The organism is Natronogracilivirga saccharolytica (assembly GCF_017921895.1).
Lineage (GTDB): Bacteria > Bacteroidota > Rhodothermia > Balneolales > Natronogracilivirgulaceae > Natronogracilivirga > Natronogracilivirga saccharolytica.
The window spans coordinates 118,418-134,986 of the sequence record NZ_JAFIDN010000002.1; the positions used below are offsets into that span (position 1 = coordinate 118,418).

The window sequence follows — 16,569 nt, forward strand, 5'->3', positions numbered from 1 at the left end:
CCGAACAGATTCGGTTCTCCTTCATTTTCACAATTATTCTGATTCAAAATTAATTTACTGATTGACTATGGGCCTGTTTGACAAACTGGGTTTTGGAAAAAAAGAAGAAAAGCTTCAGGAAGGACTGGAAAAAACACGCAGTGGATTCCTTGACAAAATCAGCAAAACACTTGTCGGAAAGGACAAGGTGGATGATGAGGTGCTTGATGATCTTGAAGAGGTTCTGATCACATCTGATGTAGGTGTTAAAACAACTCTTGAGGTAATCCGCCGCATCGAAGAAAGAGTTGCAAGAGACAAATATGTAAGCAGTTCGGAACTCCAGAATATCCTTCGGGAAGAAATAACCGACCTTCTGATTGAAAATGAACCCGGCCGCCCGGCTGAATTTGATGCCGATCTTTCCAATAAACCCCACGTAATTATGGTCGTGGGAGTTAACGGGGTCGGAAAAACGACGACCATCGGAAAGTTGTCACACATGTACAAAGAGGCGGGTAAAAACGTCATGCTCGGTGCAGGTGACACCTTCCGTGCAGGTGCAGTTGAGCAACTGAAGATCTGGAGTGAACGCGCCGGAGTTACCTTGATTCAGCAGGGGCAGGGAGCCGATCCGGCCGCAGTTGCCTTTGACACCGTTGCCTCAGCAAAATCGAAAGGAGCCGATGTTGTTTTGGTGGACACTGCCGGGAGACTCCACAACCGCAAGGCGCTTATGTCCGAACTTGGAAAAATAAAGCGGGTTATGGGCAAGGTGGTGGAAGGTGCTCCGCATGAAGTCCTGCTGGTACTGGATGCATCAACCGGACAAAACGCAATGCAGCAGGCAAAAGCATTTACCGAGGTGGTTGATGTTACCGGACTGGCATTGACAAAACTTGACGGCACGGCAAAAGGCGGAATCGTCATCGGCATTTCCCACGAAATGTCTGTGCCCGTCAAGTATATCGGAGTTGGTGAGAAAATTGAAGACTTGCAGGTTTTTGAGCGTGCCGGTTTCGTCAATGCACTCTTTAGCAGGCAGTCTAAAGATAACTGATGAATCAGCGTGACCTCATGGAAGGTATATCCGGCCTTTCATTTTTCATTCTCGGTATGTCACCGTCTTGTGCCATATTCCGCACAAATTCGTAAATAAATCCCGCCCGTTCATTTAACTGCGTCCAGCTGATCCGTTCAGCAGTATCAGACGGTCTGTGATAATGGTCGTGAAGTCCGGAGAAAAAGAACACAAACGGAATCCCTCTTTCACCAAAAGCCCACTGATCACTTCTTCTGTAAAGCATTTTGGGATGTGAAGGATCATTGTAATGTTCATCCAGTTTGATTTGTTGCTGATCTCCTGACTGATTGGTCTCTTCAAGCATTCTTTGAAGTTCCCGGGATACCATTCCCCCGCCTATAACATAGACATAGGGCTCGTCCGGATTGCCGGCATGGCGCTCATCGACAGCTCCAACCATGTCCACATTAATGCTGGTTATGGTATTATCAAGATCATAAATCGGATTTTCGGCATAATAACGGGCTCCGAACAGCCCCCACTCCTCAGCCGCGGCATGAAGAAAGATCAATGTGCGGTCATGCGGATTGCCTGCGTGTGAAGAAGCCGCTAATGTTCTTGCCAGCTCCATGATTACCGCAGTTCCGCTGGCATTGTCATCTGCGCCGCTGTAAACGATATCATTTCGGTCATCAGGCTCCCCAAGACCGAGATGGTCGTAATGTGCTGAAATAATTACGGCATCATCACTCGCATCCTCATCATGCCCAGGCAGTACAGCAATGATATTCTCCTCTTCGATTTCTCTTCTGTTTATTTCAGGATGATTTCTGAAAATGTGTCCGGTCATCTCAGCTTCGGCGGTTGTTTCTGGTTCTTTCCAGTAAGCTCGGAGACTGTCAAGCTGCTGCCTGTTATCCAGACCGAGAATATCTTTTGCCACCCCCGGGTGTACAGAAACAGCCGTGCCGGCCGGACGCTCTGCATGACGAAATCTTTGCTCCGGTTTTCTGATGGCCAGCGGTCTGGGAAGCTGCTGTTTCATGGTTTCATACAAAACTTCCCATTTTTCAATGCTTTTTTCGGATATAAACATGACACCGGCAGCACCATGACGATTTACCATTTTTGAGACCATATCGGAACGGGACATGAACTCATCAGAGTCATTACGTTTAAGGCCTGACCCGGACGGCTCAAACATCAAAACCCATTTATCCCTGAAACCGGCATCTGAATCATCCGCGATACGATAGGAGTGATCACCGGGACCGAATCCTGCAAATACAACCGGTGATTTTACATTCTCAGAGCCGCCATGCAGCGGGAAAAAAAGCCCCGGTTCATTATTCGATGAGACGCTTTCAGCAATTCGCGATTGATACACAGCCGGAGTGTCCGGGTCTTCATTGATATACAGTGAATATTTCACATCCTCCCACATTTTACTTTCAAGAGTAAACGTTTGGCGGTGAAGCTCAAATCCTTCAAGTCCGGAAAACGTGTCCCTGCTATAGAAGTCAACCAGGTACCGGGATGCCAGTCTGGCGCCTTCCTGAGCTGTACCTCTCCCCTTTAGAGAATCCTGGGCCAGCACATTCAGATGATACTTTAATTGTGAAAGCGAGATGCTATCTTCTGACGATGCGGGTTCGTTGCCGTGCTCCTGCAAGGTGGAAAAAGCCGGATTTTGCAAAAAAAGCAAAAGCAGAATGGATAATAATCCGGTACAGAATCTGCTGCCTGCAGCTGGGTTTACATATGGAAGCATAGCCGTTACACGGTGAAATGAAGGTGACAGGTAATTTTTTCTGTAACTATGAGATTTATAAATGCGAAAAGAGTTTATTTCAGAAACAGAGGAAATTCCAATTGTTATGCGGACCTGGCAGGCCCCTGCAGCTCGTCGGGTGAAGGGAGCTCAAGATAAAACTCCGTCAGGGACTCTGTTATATAAAGCTTAAGCTGGCTTTCCTTAAGGAGTTCAAGTATCGCCAGAAAGGTAACAACAACATAAATCCTGGAAGTCATTCCGGCGCAAAGTTGTTTAAAAGACGATTTCCCATGTTTGCGCAGTTGTGAGATCACATAATCAGATTGTGTTTCAATATCGGTCTCGAACCGCTGTACATCATGATAATGCTCTGTGGTTACCGATTTCATGACGTTTTTAAACGCAGCCATGATGTCAATAAGGGAAACATCACGCAGAGCCTCGCCCTTTTGTTCGGCCTCAACATGGTCAGGTTCCGTAAAGCCGCGGTTATATGAGAATCTGGCTTTTTTGTCCAGATCATACATGTCCTCTGCAACTTCCTTGTAGCGCTTGTATTCGAGAAGTGCCTGGACAAGTTCATAACGTGGATCCTCCTCGCCGAATTCGTCTTCCTCTCCCTCCGGTTCGGGAAGCATCATTTTGGCTTTGATAGCCATCAGTGTACTGGCCATGTATATAAACTCACTTGCGACACCAAGGTCCAGCTCATCAAGAAACCTGATGTAGTCCAGAAACTGCTCGGTAATATAGGATATGGGGATGTCGTATATGTCCAGCTCATCCCGCTTTATAAAAAAAAGAAGCAGATCGAGCGGCCCTTCAAAATTTTGCAGCTGCACACGGTACATAGATACAGGTTTAAATCATCTGATTTTACGGAAAAATGTGCGAAAATTATCCAAAACGTGCTGTCATATTGAATATATTCAGGTATTGATGTTTATTGAATCAGCAGCATCAGAATATCATACTATCGGACGGCCTGATGTTTTCGATGGATTTACAAACGCAGCTATCGGTTATAATTTATGGATTACACAAAACTAGTGACAGCAATAAAAAAAGGATCCGGGGACGAGTTCCGGGTGCTTTATACCGATACGTTCAAAATACTCTGCTCCTACCTCCGAAGCACCATGAGGGCAGATCATCAGGATGCCGAAGACTGTGCACAGCATGCCATAATGAATGCCGTTGAACGCATACAAAGTAACGCCATAAGAGAACCTGACAGTATATACTCTTATATGCTGCAGAGTGCAAGAAACCGATACCTGCGGATTCAATATGAAAACAAGCGCAGTAATTACCAGGATAATATGGAACCATATGTGCCAATTGAAGAACAAATAGACTCCCTTGTGGACAAGGAAGAACAAAAAGCATTGAGCGAATGCCTTGAAAATCTTTCTGAAGAGTCACGCAGCTTTATTGATTACTGGCTTTCCTATCCGGATATCCATGCCGGAGACATAGCTGAAGAAATGGGCATCTCAGTCAATAATGTATGGATCCGAAAACACCGCATCGTGAAGAAGCTTGCCGAATGCGTCAAAAAAAAGATTGGAAAAAAAGTGTAAGGATTTACCGGCTGCGTTGTCTACAGGTAAAATGATTAAGAATAAACTATTATGAATAAAATCCCTCCAGGCGATATTGTTAAACAAATCGACGAATATCTGAAAGGACGTCTTGATAAAAAAGAGACGGACGAACTGTGGGAGTACATGCTTGAAAACCCGGAATTTTACAAATATCTCAAAATTCAGGCCGGTTTGCGGAAAAAACAGATGGACGATAAGAATGATCCCGGTAACAAACCCGGAAAAATGGTCAAAGAAGACAAAAAGCCATGGCTTGTCGCACTGGCTGCGGTAATACTGATTACATTGATGTTTAACTTTTTCCGCAGTGGCAATGATGCTGAAATCAATCCCGTTACGGACAGCATCCCGCTTGCCTACCTGATAACTCCGGAAGTCGAACGTTCTTCCGACGAGGCATTATCAGTTCTGGAGAGCCGGTTAATGGATATCTATTTTGATGCCGTTTCCGGATCTGCCGAACATGCAATTGCCCAATATAAAGAATTGTTACCGCAGGCAGACGATACAGAAAAGCAAACTATTTACTACAATCTTGGTGTCCTGAATTTTAACGCGGGCAATTACACCGCTTCAGCCCATGCTCTGGAAAATGTTGGCTGTGAAGCATCTTTTAATAATGTTCGTGCAGACAGGTGTCTTTGGATAAAGATGAACAGTTTCCTGGCTGTTGATGATCGTAATGAAGCAACGGTTTATGCCCAAAAACTGGCTGAAATCAGCAGCTCATATCAGGAAGATGCGATAAATCTTCTGGGGCAGATCAACAGCCAGACAGAAGAATAGGCAAACGGAAAACGATTGTCAGTAATGATTCAGCTTTGAGAGTGTGCTGCGCTTTGTAACCGGGCATTTTCCATAAAAGTATGCTGAACGCCTTGATCCGCTTGCTCTTCCGGGGGTGCGGCCGGTTTATATTCACCGTTCGGTTTTAGCAGCCATCGTTGCCTTTTGTCATCTAAATAGGTCTGCAGCATTCGCCAAAGATAGTTTTTGATTTTTCCATCGGTAACCGGCAGCAAGACCTCGACTCTGGAATCAAGATTTCTTTTCATCCAGTCGGCAGAACCAATATAGTACAGGGCGTCTCCGCCATTGCTGAAATAGTACACTCTTGAATGCTCCAGAAACCGTCCAATCACCGAATGTACTCTGATATTGTTTCCTGTTCCCTTGATTCCGGTTTTCAGCCGGCAAACACCTCTGACTACCAGGTCAATTTTCACACCGTTTTCTGCAGCTGCATACAATTCTTCAATAATACCCGGGTCTTCCAGGCTGTTCATTTTTGCAATAATTTGGGCCTTAAATCCTTTGGCTGCCAAATTTCTTTCATGTCTGATGCGCTTTGTCATTTCCATCCGCAAATAGTGAGGTGCCACCAGCATCGTGCTGTATGTCTGGCCCGGGGAATAGCCTGTCAGAAAATTGAACAGATTGGTCGCATCTTTACCGACCTGATCATCAGCGGTGAAAAGGCCCAGATCTTCATAAAGCTGAGCTGTTTTGGGGTGATAATTACCCGTTCCAACATGCACATATCTGCGGATAACATCCGCCTCCCGTCTGACAATTACTGTCAGCTTTGAGTGTATTTTCAGCCCGGCAAGTCCATAGGCAACATGAGCACCGGCCTTTTCAAGCTTATGTACCCATTCAATGTTTCTCTGTTCATCAAAACTTGCCTTCAACTCAACCAGAACGGCAACCTGCTTGCCGTTTTCTGCAGCACGTATAAGCGCATGCATGTGTGGTGAATCATCGGATGTCCGGTACAGTGTCTGCTTTATCGACAGTACCTCAGAGTCATCTGCCGCTTCATGGACAAACCGCTCCACCGAGGTTGCAAAGCTATGATAGGGGTGATGTACGAGGATGTCTGACTCTCTTATGGAATCAAAAAATGACGAAGTATCGTTTTCCGCTTCACGGCTGAAAGCAGGATGGGTAACCGGTGTCCAGGGTTCATACCTGAGGTGATCAAATCCTTCGATATCAGCAAGTTCCGTAAACTCCGAAAGCCCTACAAGTCCGTCTGCCTCAAAAATATCATCATCCGAAATATTAAGATTATCAGTGAGCAGGTTTTTTATATGATCCGGTGTCTTTCGCTCAACTTCCAGGCGTACGGGTTGTGCAAACCGCCGTTCCCGCAACTCCTCCTCAATCATTTCAAGGAGATCTTCAGCATCTTCCTTGTTTTTTTCAATATCTGAGTTCCGTGTAACTCTGATTACATGCGATGAAATGATTTCAGCTCCTGTAAAAACTTCCTGAAGGCGGCAGCGTATCAGATCTTCCAAAGGCAAAAGCACCGCCTCTCCTTCCCGGTCCTCTGTTTCCCGTCTCATATTGCCAGGTATACGAATCCAGCGGGAAATATTGTCGGGCACCTTTACTCTTGCAAACAATTGTTCATTTGTAGCCGGGTTTTGAAGCTCAACAATCAAAGAACGGCTTTTGCTGGAAATAAACGGAAACGGGTGAGACTCATCAATAGCCAGCGGCGTCAGCACCGGATAGACTTGCCGGTAAAAAAAATCGTCGGCATACTTTTTTTGTCCGTCATCCAGATCATCAAAAGAAACAATGAAAACACCATTGTCCTGCAGTTTGGGGAGCAACTCTTTTTCGAAAGTTTTTCTTATAACCTTATCCAGGCCCTTAACCTGTTTGCTGATCATCTTCAGCTGACTGGCCGGAGTTTTTCCATCCAGGGATCGTTTATAAACCCCTGCCATCACCTGGCGTTTCAGTCCCCCCACACGCTTCTGATAAAATTCATCCAGATTACTGGAAACAATACCTATAAAGCGAACCCTTTCAAGCAGCGGGTTTCTGCTGTCAAGTGCTTCATTCAAGACCCTTTTGTTAAACTGAAGCAAGCTGAATTCGTAATTATGAAAAAGGTCGGGGTCTCTTTTCAGTCTTTTTTTATTCTTGCCCTTGCCATTTTTTTTAATGACAACTGACTGGCTGCTTTCCGGCAAATTCGTGTCTTCGGCCATATTCCTTCAATACATTTCAGTTTCTTAATTGCAAATTACAATATACCAACAGTATACCAATGGGTGTATCTTTTCGTAATACTGCCCGGCAAACTTGCAGACAGACATTAAACGTTAGTCATAAAAACGAATTATGGCAATTGTACCCCTGCGCTAGTTATTTTACGACCGTCAATCAATAACACCGAAAACCGAAAAAGTGTGGCAAACCCCCTTCTGAATGCAAACGACCGGGATTCCGGTTTCGAACAACAGATACGCCCATCCAGGCTTCAGGATTTCATCGGTCAGAAAAAAATCATTTCCAATCTGGAAGTATTCATCAAGGCCGCCCGGAACCGCGGTGACGCCCTTGACCATGTGATCCTTTCCGGTCCCCCGGGACTCGGCAAGACCACCCTGGCTCATATCATAGCAGAAGAAATGGGGGTTCAGATTAAACCCACAACAGGTCCTGTACTTGAAAAACCGGGTGATCTGGCAGGAATGCTGACCAATCTGGAAAAAGGAGATGTCCTTTTTATCGATGAAATCCACAGGCTGAACCCCATAGTTGAGGAGTACCTGTATTCAGCAATGGAAGACTTTAAGCTGGATATTGTAATAGACTCGGGACCAAGTGCCCGCAGCGTTCAAATCGATCTGATGCCTTTTACACTGATTGGCGCCACTACCCGAAAAGGATTGCTGACATCTCCGTTGCGTGCCCGCTTCGGAATCGATTTAAGGCTGGATTACTACGATACAGAACTGCTTCAGCACATTGCCGTACGATCTGCCGGGATTCTCGGTCTGAACATTACAGACGAAGGCGCCTATGAGCTTGCCAAAAGAAGCAGAGGAACTCCCAGAATTGTAAACCGGTTGCTGCGAAGAACCCGGGATTTTGCCGAAGTAGACGGCAAAAGCAAAATTGATGACAAAATTGCCGACAAAGCATTGAACGCTCTTGATGTTGACCCCCGGGGACTGGACGAAATGGACATCCGGATTCTGAACAGTATCATCGAAAACTACAAAGGCGGGCCTGTGGGACTCGGTACCCTTGCTGTAGCCGTCGGTGAGGACAAGGGTACGATAGAAGAAGTATATGAACCATTTTTGATTCAAGAGGGTTTTCTGCAGCGTACACCAAAAGGGCGGATCACCACTCAAAAAGCCTTTGAATACCTCGGTATTTCCCTGCCCGGCAGAAACGATTTATTCCAGTAACAGGGCCGGCTTCATTAAATGGCGCTTTTTAGAATAGCCGCTCTTTTTTGTATCTTTGGCAGCTAATCAACAATAATCAGCAACCACGTACTTTTTCGATAAAAGCCCATGAAAAAACTTTTTACTTCTGAATCGGTATCCGAGGGACACCCGGACAAAGTTTGCGACCAAATTTCCGATGCCATTCTTGATGCCATGCTTGAGCAGGATCCCGATTCACGAGTGGCGGTTGAAACCCTTGTAACAACCGGTTTGGTGGTGGTGTCCGGCGAAGTTACCACAAAAGCATATGTTGATATACAGGAACTGGTCAGGGATGTCATACGTGAAATCGGTTATACAAAACCGGGGTACCGGTTCGATGCGGAATCTTGCGGCGTGATGGTCACCATTCACCAGCAGAGTCCGGATATTGCCATGGGGGTAGATAAACTTGGCGCCGGTGACCAGGGTATGATGTTCGGTTTTGCCACCAAAGAAACTGACACCTTAATGCCCATGTCGCTCCAGTATTCACACAATCTGGTCCGCGAACTGGCAGAAATCCGGAAAAAAACAGATCTGATGCCCTACCTGCGTCCGGACAGCAAAAGCCAGGTAACAGTCGAGTATGACGAAAATAACCATCCGCTTCGCGTGCATACCATTGTCGTCTCCACTCAGCATGATGATGATATCACCCAGGATAAAATTAAGGAAGACATCAGGAAACACCTTATCCCAAGAGCAATCCCGGGTAATCTTGTGGACGATGAAACCATTATTCATGTGAACCCCACCGGAAATTTTGTCATTGGTGGGCCGCATGGTGATACCGGTCTGACCGGCCGCAAAATTATTGTAGACACTTATGGTGGCCATGGAGCACACGGTGGCGGTGCCTTTTCCGGAAAGGATGCTTCCAAAGTGGACAGAAGTGCCGCATATGCCGCCCGTCACATTGCAAAAAATATTGTTGCAGCTGACCTGGCTGATGAGTGCCTTATTCAGCTCGCTTATGCCATTGGAATTGCCGAACCAGTCTCCATTTCTGTAGATACTTTTGGTACAGGAAAAATCAGTGATGTCAAACTGACAAAACTGATCAGAGATAACTTTGACTGCACACCAGAAGGAATCATTAATCGTTTCGGATTAAAGAGACCCATTTTCAAAAAATCGGCTGCCTACGGTCATTTCGGGCGTGACGAGTTTCCATGGGAGAAACTTGATTACGTCGATAAACTGAAGGCACAGGCAGCTTCCTGATCTGAAACCTTTTTTCATAAATGCTGCAGTACATAAAGGGTTATCCGGTTTACGGTGTTCATGATGACAATACCATCCGGCAATTTCTTGATGTGGCAAGCCGGGCTGAGTATGGTGCATTAATGGCCGATGGTCATGTGGGCTATGTGATGCCCATCGGCGGTGTTGCTGCCTACAAAAACAAGGTCTCACCTGTTGGCGTAGGTTTTGATATCGGTTGCGGCAACCTTGCCGTACGGCTGGACTTGCACGTGAACGATCTCAGCCTCGATCCTTTGCTGGATCGCATCGAGAAGCATATTTCTTTTGGTCTTGGTCAAAAAAACCCGGATGCACCGAAAGATCATCCGCTTTTTGACAGCGATGACTGGAAAGCGTACGGACCGGAATCCCGCATTGCCGATCTCAGGAAACTGGCCAGAGAGCAGCTTGGTACGGTCGGTTCCGGGAACCATTATGTTGATATCTTTTCGGATGAGGACGGCAGGGTATGGATCGGCGTACATTTCGGAAGCCGCGGACTGGGTCACAAAACAGCTACGGGATTCATAAACCTGTCCCAGGACCGCCCCTGGGATGTCAGAGCCGTTGAGAAAGAGGTCCTTCTGGATCTTGACAGCGACCTTGGGGATCGTTACTACCGTGCGATGCGTCTTTCAGGGGAGTACGCCAAAGCGGGGCGGGAATGGGTATGTGATGAAGTTGCAAAGCTCGCTGGCGCGAATATCACTGAAAAGGTGCACAACCACCACAATTATGCATGGAAAGAGAAGCATGCAATAGAAGACAAATCTGACCGCGATAGTAAAATTTCGCCTGTCCACGACCCGGAATCTGATAATCGCACAAACGGAAATCCGAAGCAATTCCGGACAAATATTCAAAAACAAAAATATGTGGTCATCCGAAAAGGAGCAACTCCGGCATTTCCGGGCCAGCAAAGCTTTGTAGGTGGAAGTATGGGCGATCCTTCCGTCATTCTGGAAGGAACGGACAGTGATGAGAGCAGGGGTGCATTGTACTCGACTGTTCACGGAGCCGGACGTGTCATGTCGAGGCGGAAGGCCGCCGGAAAGTACAGAGGCCGAGGTAAAAAGCGAAAACAGGTAAAAGCCGGAGAAGTCACTCCTGCCATGATGAAAGAGTGGTTGTCAAAAAAAGGCGTAAAACTGAGGGGCGGCGGACTCGACGAGTCACCGCATGTGTATCGCAGATTGACCGATGTGCTCAATTACCATCAGAATACCATTCAGATCAAACACTGGCTCAAACCACTTGGGGTTGTTATGGCCGGTCCCGATGTTTACGACCCGTTTCGTGACTGATCAATTTTCTCTTGATTAACAGCATTTATTGTTTTACCAATTACCTTCGGGATTCACAGGTCATATTTCACCACCTTAACTACGTAACTGTGTTCAATTACGTATTTGCACAACGTGTTGAAAACGGTGTCAACTCCATCAAAACATGTCCGTTTTAGCCATTGTTGCCGGTACCGCTGCCATTTTATTAAGTGCATACAGGTTTTACGGTGCATTCATATCCCGCAAGCTCGGGATTGACAACAAAAACACCACACCCGCTCACAAACAAAAGGATGGCGTTGACTATGTACCAAGCAACCGTTTTGTGGTACTTGGACATCATTTCGCTTCAATTGCCGGTGCAGGACCCATCGTTGGTCCCGTAATAGCTGTTTCATTCGGCTGGATGCCGGCACTGATCTGGATTATTATCGGGGGGATATTTTTTGGTGCCGTCCATGACATCACCTCCATGGTTGCATCACTGCGTCACCGGGGCAAATCAATCGGTGAAATTATCCAGGAATACATCGGCGATACAGGCAAAAAACTATTCCTCGTCTTTGCATTTGCGACTCTGCTTCTGATAATCGCCGTATTCATGGATATCGTTGCCCGGACCTTTGTTACCGTACCCGGCGCAGCCTCAGCATCCGTCTTTTTTATATTACTGGCACTTCTGTTTGGAATAGTAATCAACAAAACAGGCGTCCCGTTGTGGATGAGTACGGGAATCGGTGTCGGGCTTCTCTATTTTTTCGTATATCTTGGCGAAGTCGTTCCCCTTGAAATCGGTTACGGATACTGGATTGCCATTCTTGTGGCCTATATTTTTCTCGCTGCAGTCACCCCGGTCTCCATTCTTCTCCAGCCTCGTGATTTTCTGAATTCCTTTCTGCTTTACGGGATGATACTTTTCGGGGCGGCCGGAATCCTGGTTGGCAATCCGAGAATTGAAATGGGTGCTTCCGTACACTTCCAGGTAGATCAGCTTGGTTACCTGTTTCCCGTTTTATTTGTGACCATCGCCTGTGGTGCTATCTCCGGTTTTCACTCGCTGGTTGCATCCGGAACCACATCCAAACAAATAAACAGGGAAGAAGATGCCAGAATGATCGGTTTCGGTGGTATGCTCATTGAAACCCTTCTTGCTGTCATAGCAGTCATGGCTGTTGCCGTCATGACAAGGGCGGATTTCATAACCAGGCTTGCCGATGTGGGTCCGGTTACTTTGTTTTCTGAAGGGCTTGGAGGATTCATCTCATCGCTCGGAATACCGGCAGAAGTTGCCATCGCTTTTGTTGCATTAACCGTATCAGCATTTGCTCTTACAACACTTGACACCTGCACACGGCTGGCTCGTTTCGTGATTCAGGAGTATGCTGAAGATCTGAATGAATCCACAGTCCGGCACTTTTTCATGAATCGGTTTTTTGTCACTTTTCTGGTAGTTATAATGAGCGGCATGCTCCTTTTCAGCGGTCAGTTTGAGCAGCTTTGGCCCATATTCGGCTCTGCCAATCAGCTGCTGGCCGCCCTTGCCCTGCTGGCCGGTACCGTATGGCTTGCAAAGATGAACGTCAATCCAATTTTCACGGTCATACCAATGATATTCATGTTCCTGGTCACCCTGCTTTCGCTCCTGGTTTTTGCCTGGAATCAGTATCAGCAGCAAAGCTGGTTCCTGAGTGTGCTGTCCATCGCTTTGTTTGTCCTCGCTATCGTCCTGGTAATCATGGCACGAAACAGTCTCAGACAATTCTACCGGCAGGAGCGTCATGATGAAACCAAAGCAGGTGTTAAAACCGTTTCAAATAAGTAGATTTATTCATTCATCATTTTTTTTAATTCGCAGATGAACACAATAGCAAAAATATTCAGCAAAGTCCGGGAACCGGCCAATGCCTATACGCACCTGGCCGGGGTTTTGCTTTCCATACTGGGTCTGGTACTGTTGCTGCACAGATCGGTCATGTACGGACATCCTGTTCACGTCATATCGTTTACCATATTCGGAAGCAGTATGATTCTGTTGTATCTGGCAAGCACCCTCTATCACATGCTTCCACTATCTGACAGGGGAATCCGTTTCATGCGCCGGATTGATCATATTATGATCTATGTCATGATTGCAGGAACCTACACACCAATAACACTGATAGTTCTGGAAGGTTATCTTGGCTGGGCGCTGTTTACCATCATATGGGCTGTAGCCGTACTTGGCATACTCTTTAAACTGGTTTGGTTCAACGCCCCGAAATGGATATCCCTGCTTATTTACCTGTCGATGGGATGGCTCGCACTTGCCGTATTTCCCGCACTATGGGATGTATTCTCCCTCAGTGCCATTTTGTGGATTTTCCTGGGAGGACTGGCTTACACCATCGGAGCCGTTATCTATGGATTCAAATGGCCTAACCCGTCACCTGTTCATTTCAACTTTCACGCTATCTGGCACATTATGGTGATGATCGGCAGCTTCTGCTTTTTCTGGCTGATGTATCAATATGTCGTATATTACTGAATGAAAGCTGCTGATTTTCCTTCCATGACCGCTGTTTTATCATAATTTCTCATGCGGTTTCAAAAATTGTACTTCATACCCGTTATTATCACCATTTTGCTGGTTGGTGATATCGCATCCGGCCAGGTATATGATAATTTTTACCGCCCGTCCCGGCCCGCCTGGCAGCAGCTTGAAACCGATCATTTTCGGATACTCTATCAGAAGGGTGAAGAATCCGCAGCCATACAGACAGCTAATATCCTGGAAGATCAATATTCCGTGGTGCAGTCACTGGTCGGCGGCTCACTTTCAGACATGCCGGTTGTTCTTAACAGTCAGAATGAGCGTTCAAATGGATATGTGACCACTTTGAATTTCAGAATAGAGGTTGAAATACCCAGACTGAAAGGAAAGACCATGAATCCGCGTGACGGCAACTGGCTTCTGACCGTAATGCCCCACGAACTTGTCCATGCCCTCCATTTGAATGTTATTCCAACGGCGGGGGTTTCCGGTTTCATCCGCCCATTTTCCCCTGATGCCGCCAGGACCATGCATATGGCCGCCCCTCTTGGTATGATTGAGGGAATTGCCGTTTTTCACGAATCACACCGCCATTTCGGAGTGAGCGGCCGTGGAAATCACCCCTATTTCAAGCGGCAGTTTCACTCCATTTTTGACAGCCGCAAAAGATGGTCTCTGGATCAGATGATGATGAATCCGGCCCGGACTTTTCCATTTGACCGTCACTACAGCGGCGGACATGAGTTTATCCGGTGGCTGCAATATGAGTACGGCATGGAGACAACCAAAAACACGATTCGTTTTGTATCGCGCTGGCCATTTCTCGGTTACGGGACAGCATTATGGTACCATACCCGAAAGCGGCCTTCCACGCTTTACAAAGAATTTGAGGAAGACCGGAGCAAATATTACAAACCGGATCCACAGAAGAATAAAACCATATTTGAATCCCCGGATGCGGTTAAAATGAAACAAATAAGAAGGCCCTTCTGGATTTCCGATGATGTACTGGTTTTCCATGCGCGATCATATGGCGACAGGCAGGGGTTTTACAGTTACAATTTTAAAAATGACCGGACTTCCCTTTTTTATGAGACCGGAACAGTGGAAGATCATGTCATATCATCACACCCTGATGGTAAAAGCTTCCTGTATTCAAGGTATCACCGCCACCCCTACTACAATAATTACGAGAGAATGAGGGTGCATGAAATTACACATGACGGAAGCTCTTTTCTATCCGCCCGCCCTGTTTCAAAAAAAACTGACCGCCTGCACGCTCCTTCCTATGCTTCAAGTAACAAAGTTTGGGGACTTCAGACACATCACGAGAGAAACCAGCTCATACAATTGAGTGATGAACAGACCGATACACTGTTTGTACCTGAAAAAGGACATATGGTGGAAGTGGCTTTCCATCCCGGCTCTCCCGATTCCCTGGCACTCCTTGCCAATCGAAACGGGATACAGGGCTTGTGGCTTCTCCACCGGGACCAAATTCACAAATGGCAGTCAGAAAAAGCCGATATTTCTTTTAATAATGCTTCTGTTTACGATCCGGTCTGGCATCCGGATGGTGACCGATTGTTATTCACTTCTGATTTCAAAGGAATATTGAACCTGTATGAATACGACATCCGGAAAAACAGACTGCACCGGCTTACTAATCACAAATACGGCATTATGGAGGGCCGTTTCGACCCGGACGGAAACAGAATAGCAGCTGTTCAGTTTCTGGAAAACCGGTTTGAGCTGGTAATTCTGGGAAGAAAAGATATTGATCCGGTACCGGTGGATGATAAGGAATGGAAACGGGTTGACCGGACTGAGCCATCGCCACCTGCCTCTGCGGATCCTGATTCCATGCCTGAAAACTGGACCATGTCTTCTTACCGAACCGGTTTGGGATGGCTTCGTCCAAGGGCTTTTTTTCCGTACTGGGAAAACGAAACACGCGACATTGGGCATCGCTTCGGTTTGACAATGTCGAGTGGTGATGTCCTCCGGAAAAACAGCTATTTCGCAGAAGTGAGTACGTCGAACAGCCGGTTATGGTATGATCTGGAGTATCAGTACAGCGGATTTTTTCCAGGATTTCGCCTGAAGGGATATCAGCGGCCGGTTCAGACCACGGCCGGCCTGATCGACAGACAGGGATTCGGGGTGGACATTCCGATACGGCTTCAGATTGACCAGAATACAAGATTTTCGGCTTTTACAGTCATTCCCGGAGTGGATCATCTGCGCCAAAGGCAAATTGATACAGACGGACAGGCACTGGGTCCCTGGTTCGACAGAACCACAGCCGGATTATTCGCCTCGTACCAGCACCGTATTCAGCAAAATATCGGGGATGTTCAACCCAATACCGGATGGCTTCTGTTCGGTGAATACGAGCAGGATATACAAACAGATCTGACGCAGCAACTTTCAGCACTTAGGGCCGGATTGTATAAATTCACCACACTCAGCACCAGAAGCAACCAGTCACTGCGTATAGGGACAGAGTGGGTGACTCAGAATCTGCCTTACTTTGACATCAGCGGATTCTTTTCAAGAGGGTTTGATGACAATATCCTTGATGGCGTAAATAATTCATCCCGGTTTCATACCCGTTATACCATTCCGCTGCATCGCGGTGACCGGGGAAATGTGCTCTTCCCGGTATTTTACGATATTATGTATGCAACATTATTCAGCGACACCATTATACCGCTTACCGGCAGCAACACATCTGAGCTCATCGGGAACTCACGTACACTATATGGAGTCGGAATCCGGTTTCAAATGCGCTTGTTTAACATTCCGGTCGACATGGGAGTAGCCTTTGCATATGAACCAACCAGGGAAAATGCATCCATGCTGCTGGGGTCATTCTGA

12 protein-coding genes are annotated in these 16,569 nt (G+C 46.7%); 9 read left to right on the forward strand and 3 right to left on the reverse strand.

Annotated elements, in window-relative coordinates; all coding sequences use genetic code 11:
• The first annotated feature begins 67 nt into the window (after window positions 1–67).
• The gene (gene ftsY, locus NATSA_RS02820) at window positions 68–1,039 is read left to right on the forward strand and encodes a signal recognition particle-docking protein FtsY (RefSeq protein ID WP_210510227.1); all 972 of its coding nucleotides are present in this window, start codon (window positions 68–70) and stop codon (window positions 1,037–1,039) included.
• Window positions 1,040–1,043: 4 nt separating this feature from the next.
• On the opposite strand, the gene NATSA_RS02825 is transcribed toward ftsY, so the two are convergent.
• Together NATSA_RS02825 and NATSA_RS02830 are read right to left on the reverse strand one after the other, a co-directional pair.
• Window positions 1,044–2,708: a M28 family peptidase gene (locus NATSA_RS02825; RefSeq protein WP_210510229.1), complete on the reverse strand. Its 1,665-nt coding sequence runs from the start codon at window positions 2,706–2,708 to the stop codon at window positions 1,044–1,046.
• Window positions 2,709–2,878: 170 nt separating this feature from the next.
• Window positions 2,879–3,628 carry a segregation and condensation protein A gene (locus tag NATSA_RS02830; protein WP_210510231.1) on the reverse strand — a complete coding sequence of 250 codons (750 nt, stop codon included), beginning with the start codon at window positions 3,626–3,628 and terminating at the stop codon, window positions 2,879–2,881.
• Window positions 3,629–3,808: 180 nt separating this feature from the next.
• On the opposite strand from NATSA_RS02830, the gene NATSA_RS02835 reads away from it, so the two are divergent.
• Together NATSA_RS02835 and NATSA_RS02840 are read left to right on the forward strand one after the other, a co-directional pair.
• Complete coding sequence (locus tag NATSA_RS02835; protein WP_210510233.1) at window positions 3,809–4,360, forward strand: RNA polymerase sigma factor; 552 nt, start codon at window positions 3,809–3,811, stop codon at window positions 4,358–4,360.
• Between the two features lie 51 nt (window positions 4,361–4,411).
• A complete protein-coding gene (locus NATSA_RS02840; protein ID WP_210510235.1) occupies window positions 4,412–5,170 on the forward strand; it encodes a hypothetical protein in 759 nt (252 codons plus the stop codon).
• A 29-nt stretch (window positions 5,171–5,199) separates the two neighbouring features.
• Here the strand turns inward: NATSA_RS02840 and ppk1 are convergent, their stop codons facing one another.
• The gene (gene ppk1, locus NATSA_RS02845) at window positions 5,200–7,392 is read right to left on the reverse strand and encodes a polyphosphate kinase 1 (RefSeq protein WP_210510236.1); all 2,193 of its coding nucleotides are present in this window, start codon (window positions 7,390–7,392) and stop codon (window positions 5,200–5,202) included.
• A gap of 201 nt (window positions 7,393–7,593) precedes the next feature.
• Here ppk1 and ruvB point away from each other — a divergent pair, with 201 nt between their 5' ends.
• The 6 genes from ruvB to NATSA_RS02875 all read left to right on the forward strand — a co-directional run bounded on the left by ruvB (window position 7,594) and on the right by NATSA_RS02875 (window position 16,569).
• Window positions 7,594–8,604: a Holliday junction branch migration DNA helicase RuvB gene (gene ruvB, locus NATSA_RS02850; protein WP_210510238.1), complete on the forward strand. Its 1,011-nt coding sequence runs from the start codon at window positions 7,594–7,596 to the stop codon at window positions 8,602–8,604.
• Between the two features lie 108 nt (window positions 8,605–8,712).
• The gene (gene metK / locus NATSA_RS02855; RefSeq protein ID WP_210510240.1) at window positions 8,713–9,852 is read left to right on the forward strand and encodes a methionine adenosyltransferase; all 1,140 of its coding nucleotides are present in this window, start codon (window positions 8,713–8,715) and stop codon (window positions 9,850–9,852) included.
• 20 nt (window positions 9,853–9,872) lie between these two features.
• Window positions 9,873–11,177: an RtcB family protein gene (locus NATSA_RS02860; RefSeq protein WP_210510242.1), complete on the forward strand. Its 1,305-nt coding sequence runs from the start codon at window positions 9,873–9,875 to the stop codon at window positions 11,175–11,177.
• A 145-nt stretch (window positions 11,178–11,322) separates the two neighbouring features.
• The gene (locus NATSA_RS02865) at window positions 11,323–12,981 is read left to right on the forward strand and encodes a carbon starvation CstA family protein (RefSeq protein ID WP_210510244.1); all 1,659 of its coding nucleotides are present in this window, start codon (window positions 11,323–11,325) and stop codon (window positions 12,979–12,981) included.
• A gap of 51 nt (window positions 12,982–13,032) precedes the next feature.
• The gene (gene trhA / locus NATSA_RS02870) at window positions 13,033–13,683 is read left to right on the forward strand and encodes a PAQR family membrane homeostasis protein TrhA (protein ID WP_419539831.1); all 651 of its coding nucleotides are present in this window, start codon (window positions 13,033–13,035) and stop codon (window positions 13,681–13,683) included.
• 51 nt (window positions 13,684–13,734) lie between these two features.
• Window positions 13,735–16,569 carry a PD40 domain-containing protein gene (locus tag NATSA_RS02875; RefSeq protein WP_210510248.1) on the forward strand — a complete coding sequence of 945 codons (2,835 nt, stop codon included), beginning with the start codon at window positions 13,735–13,737 and terminating at the stop codon, window positions 16,567–16,569.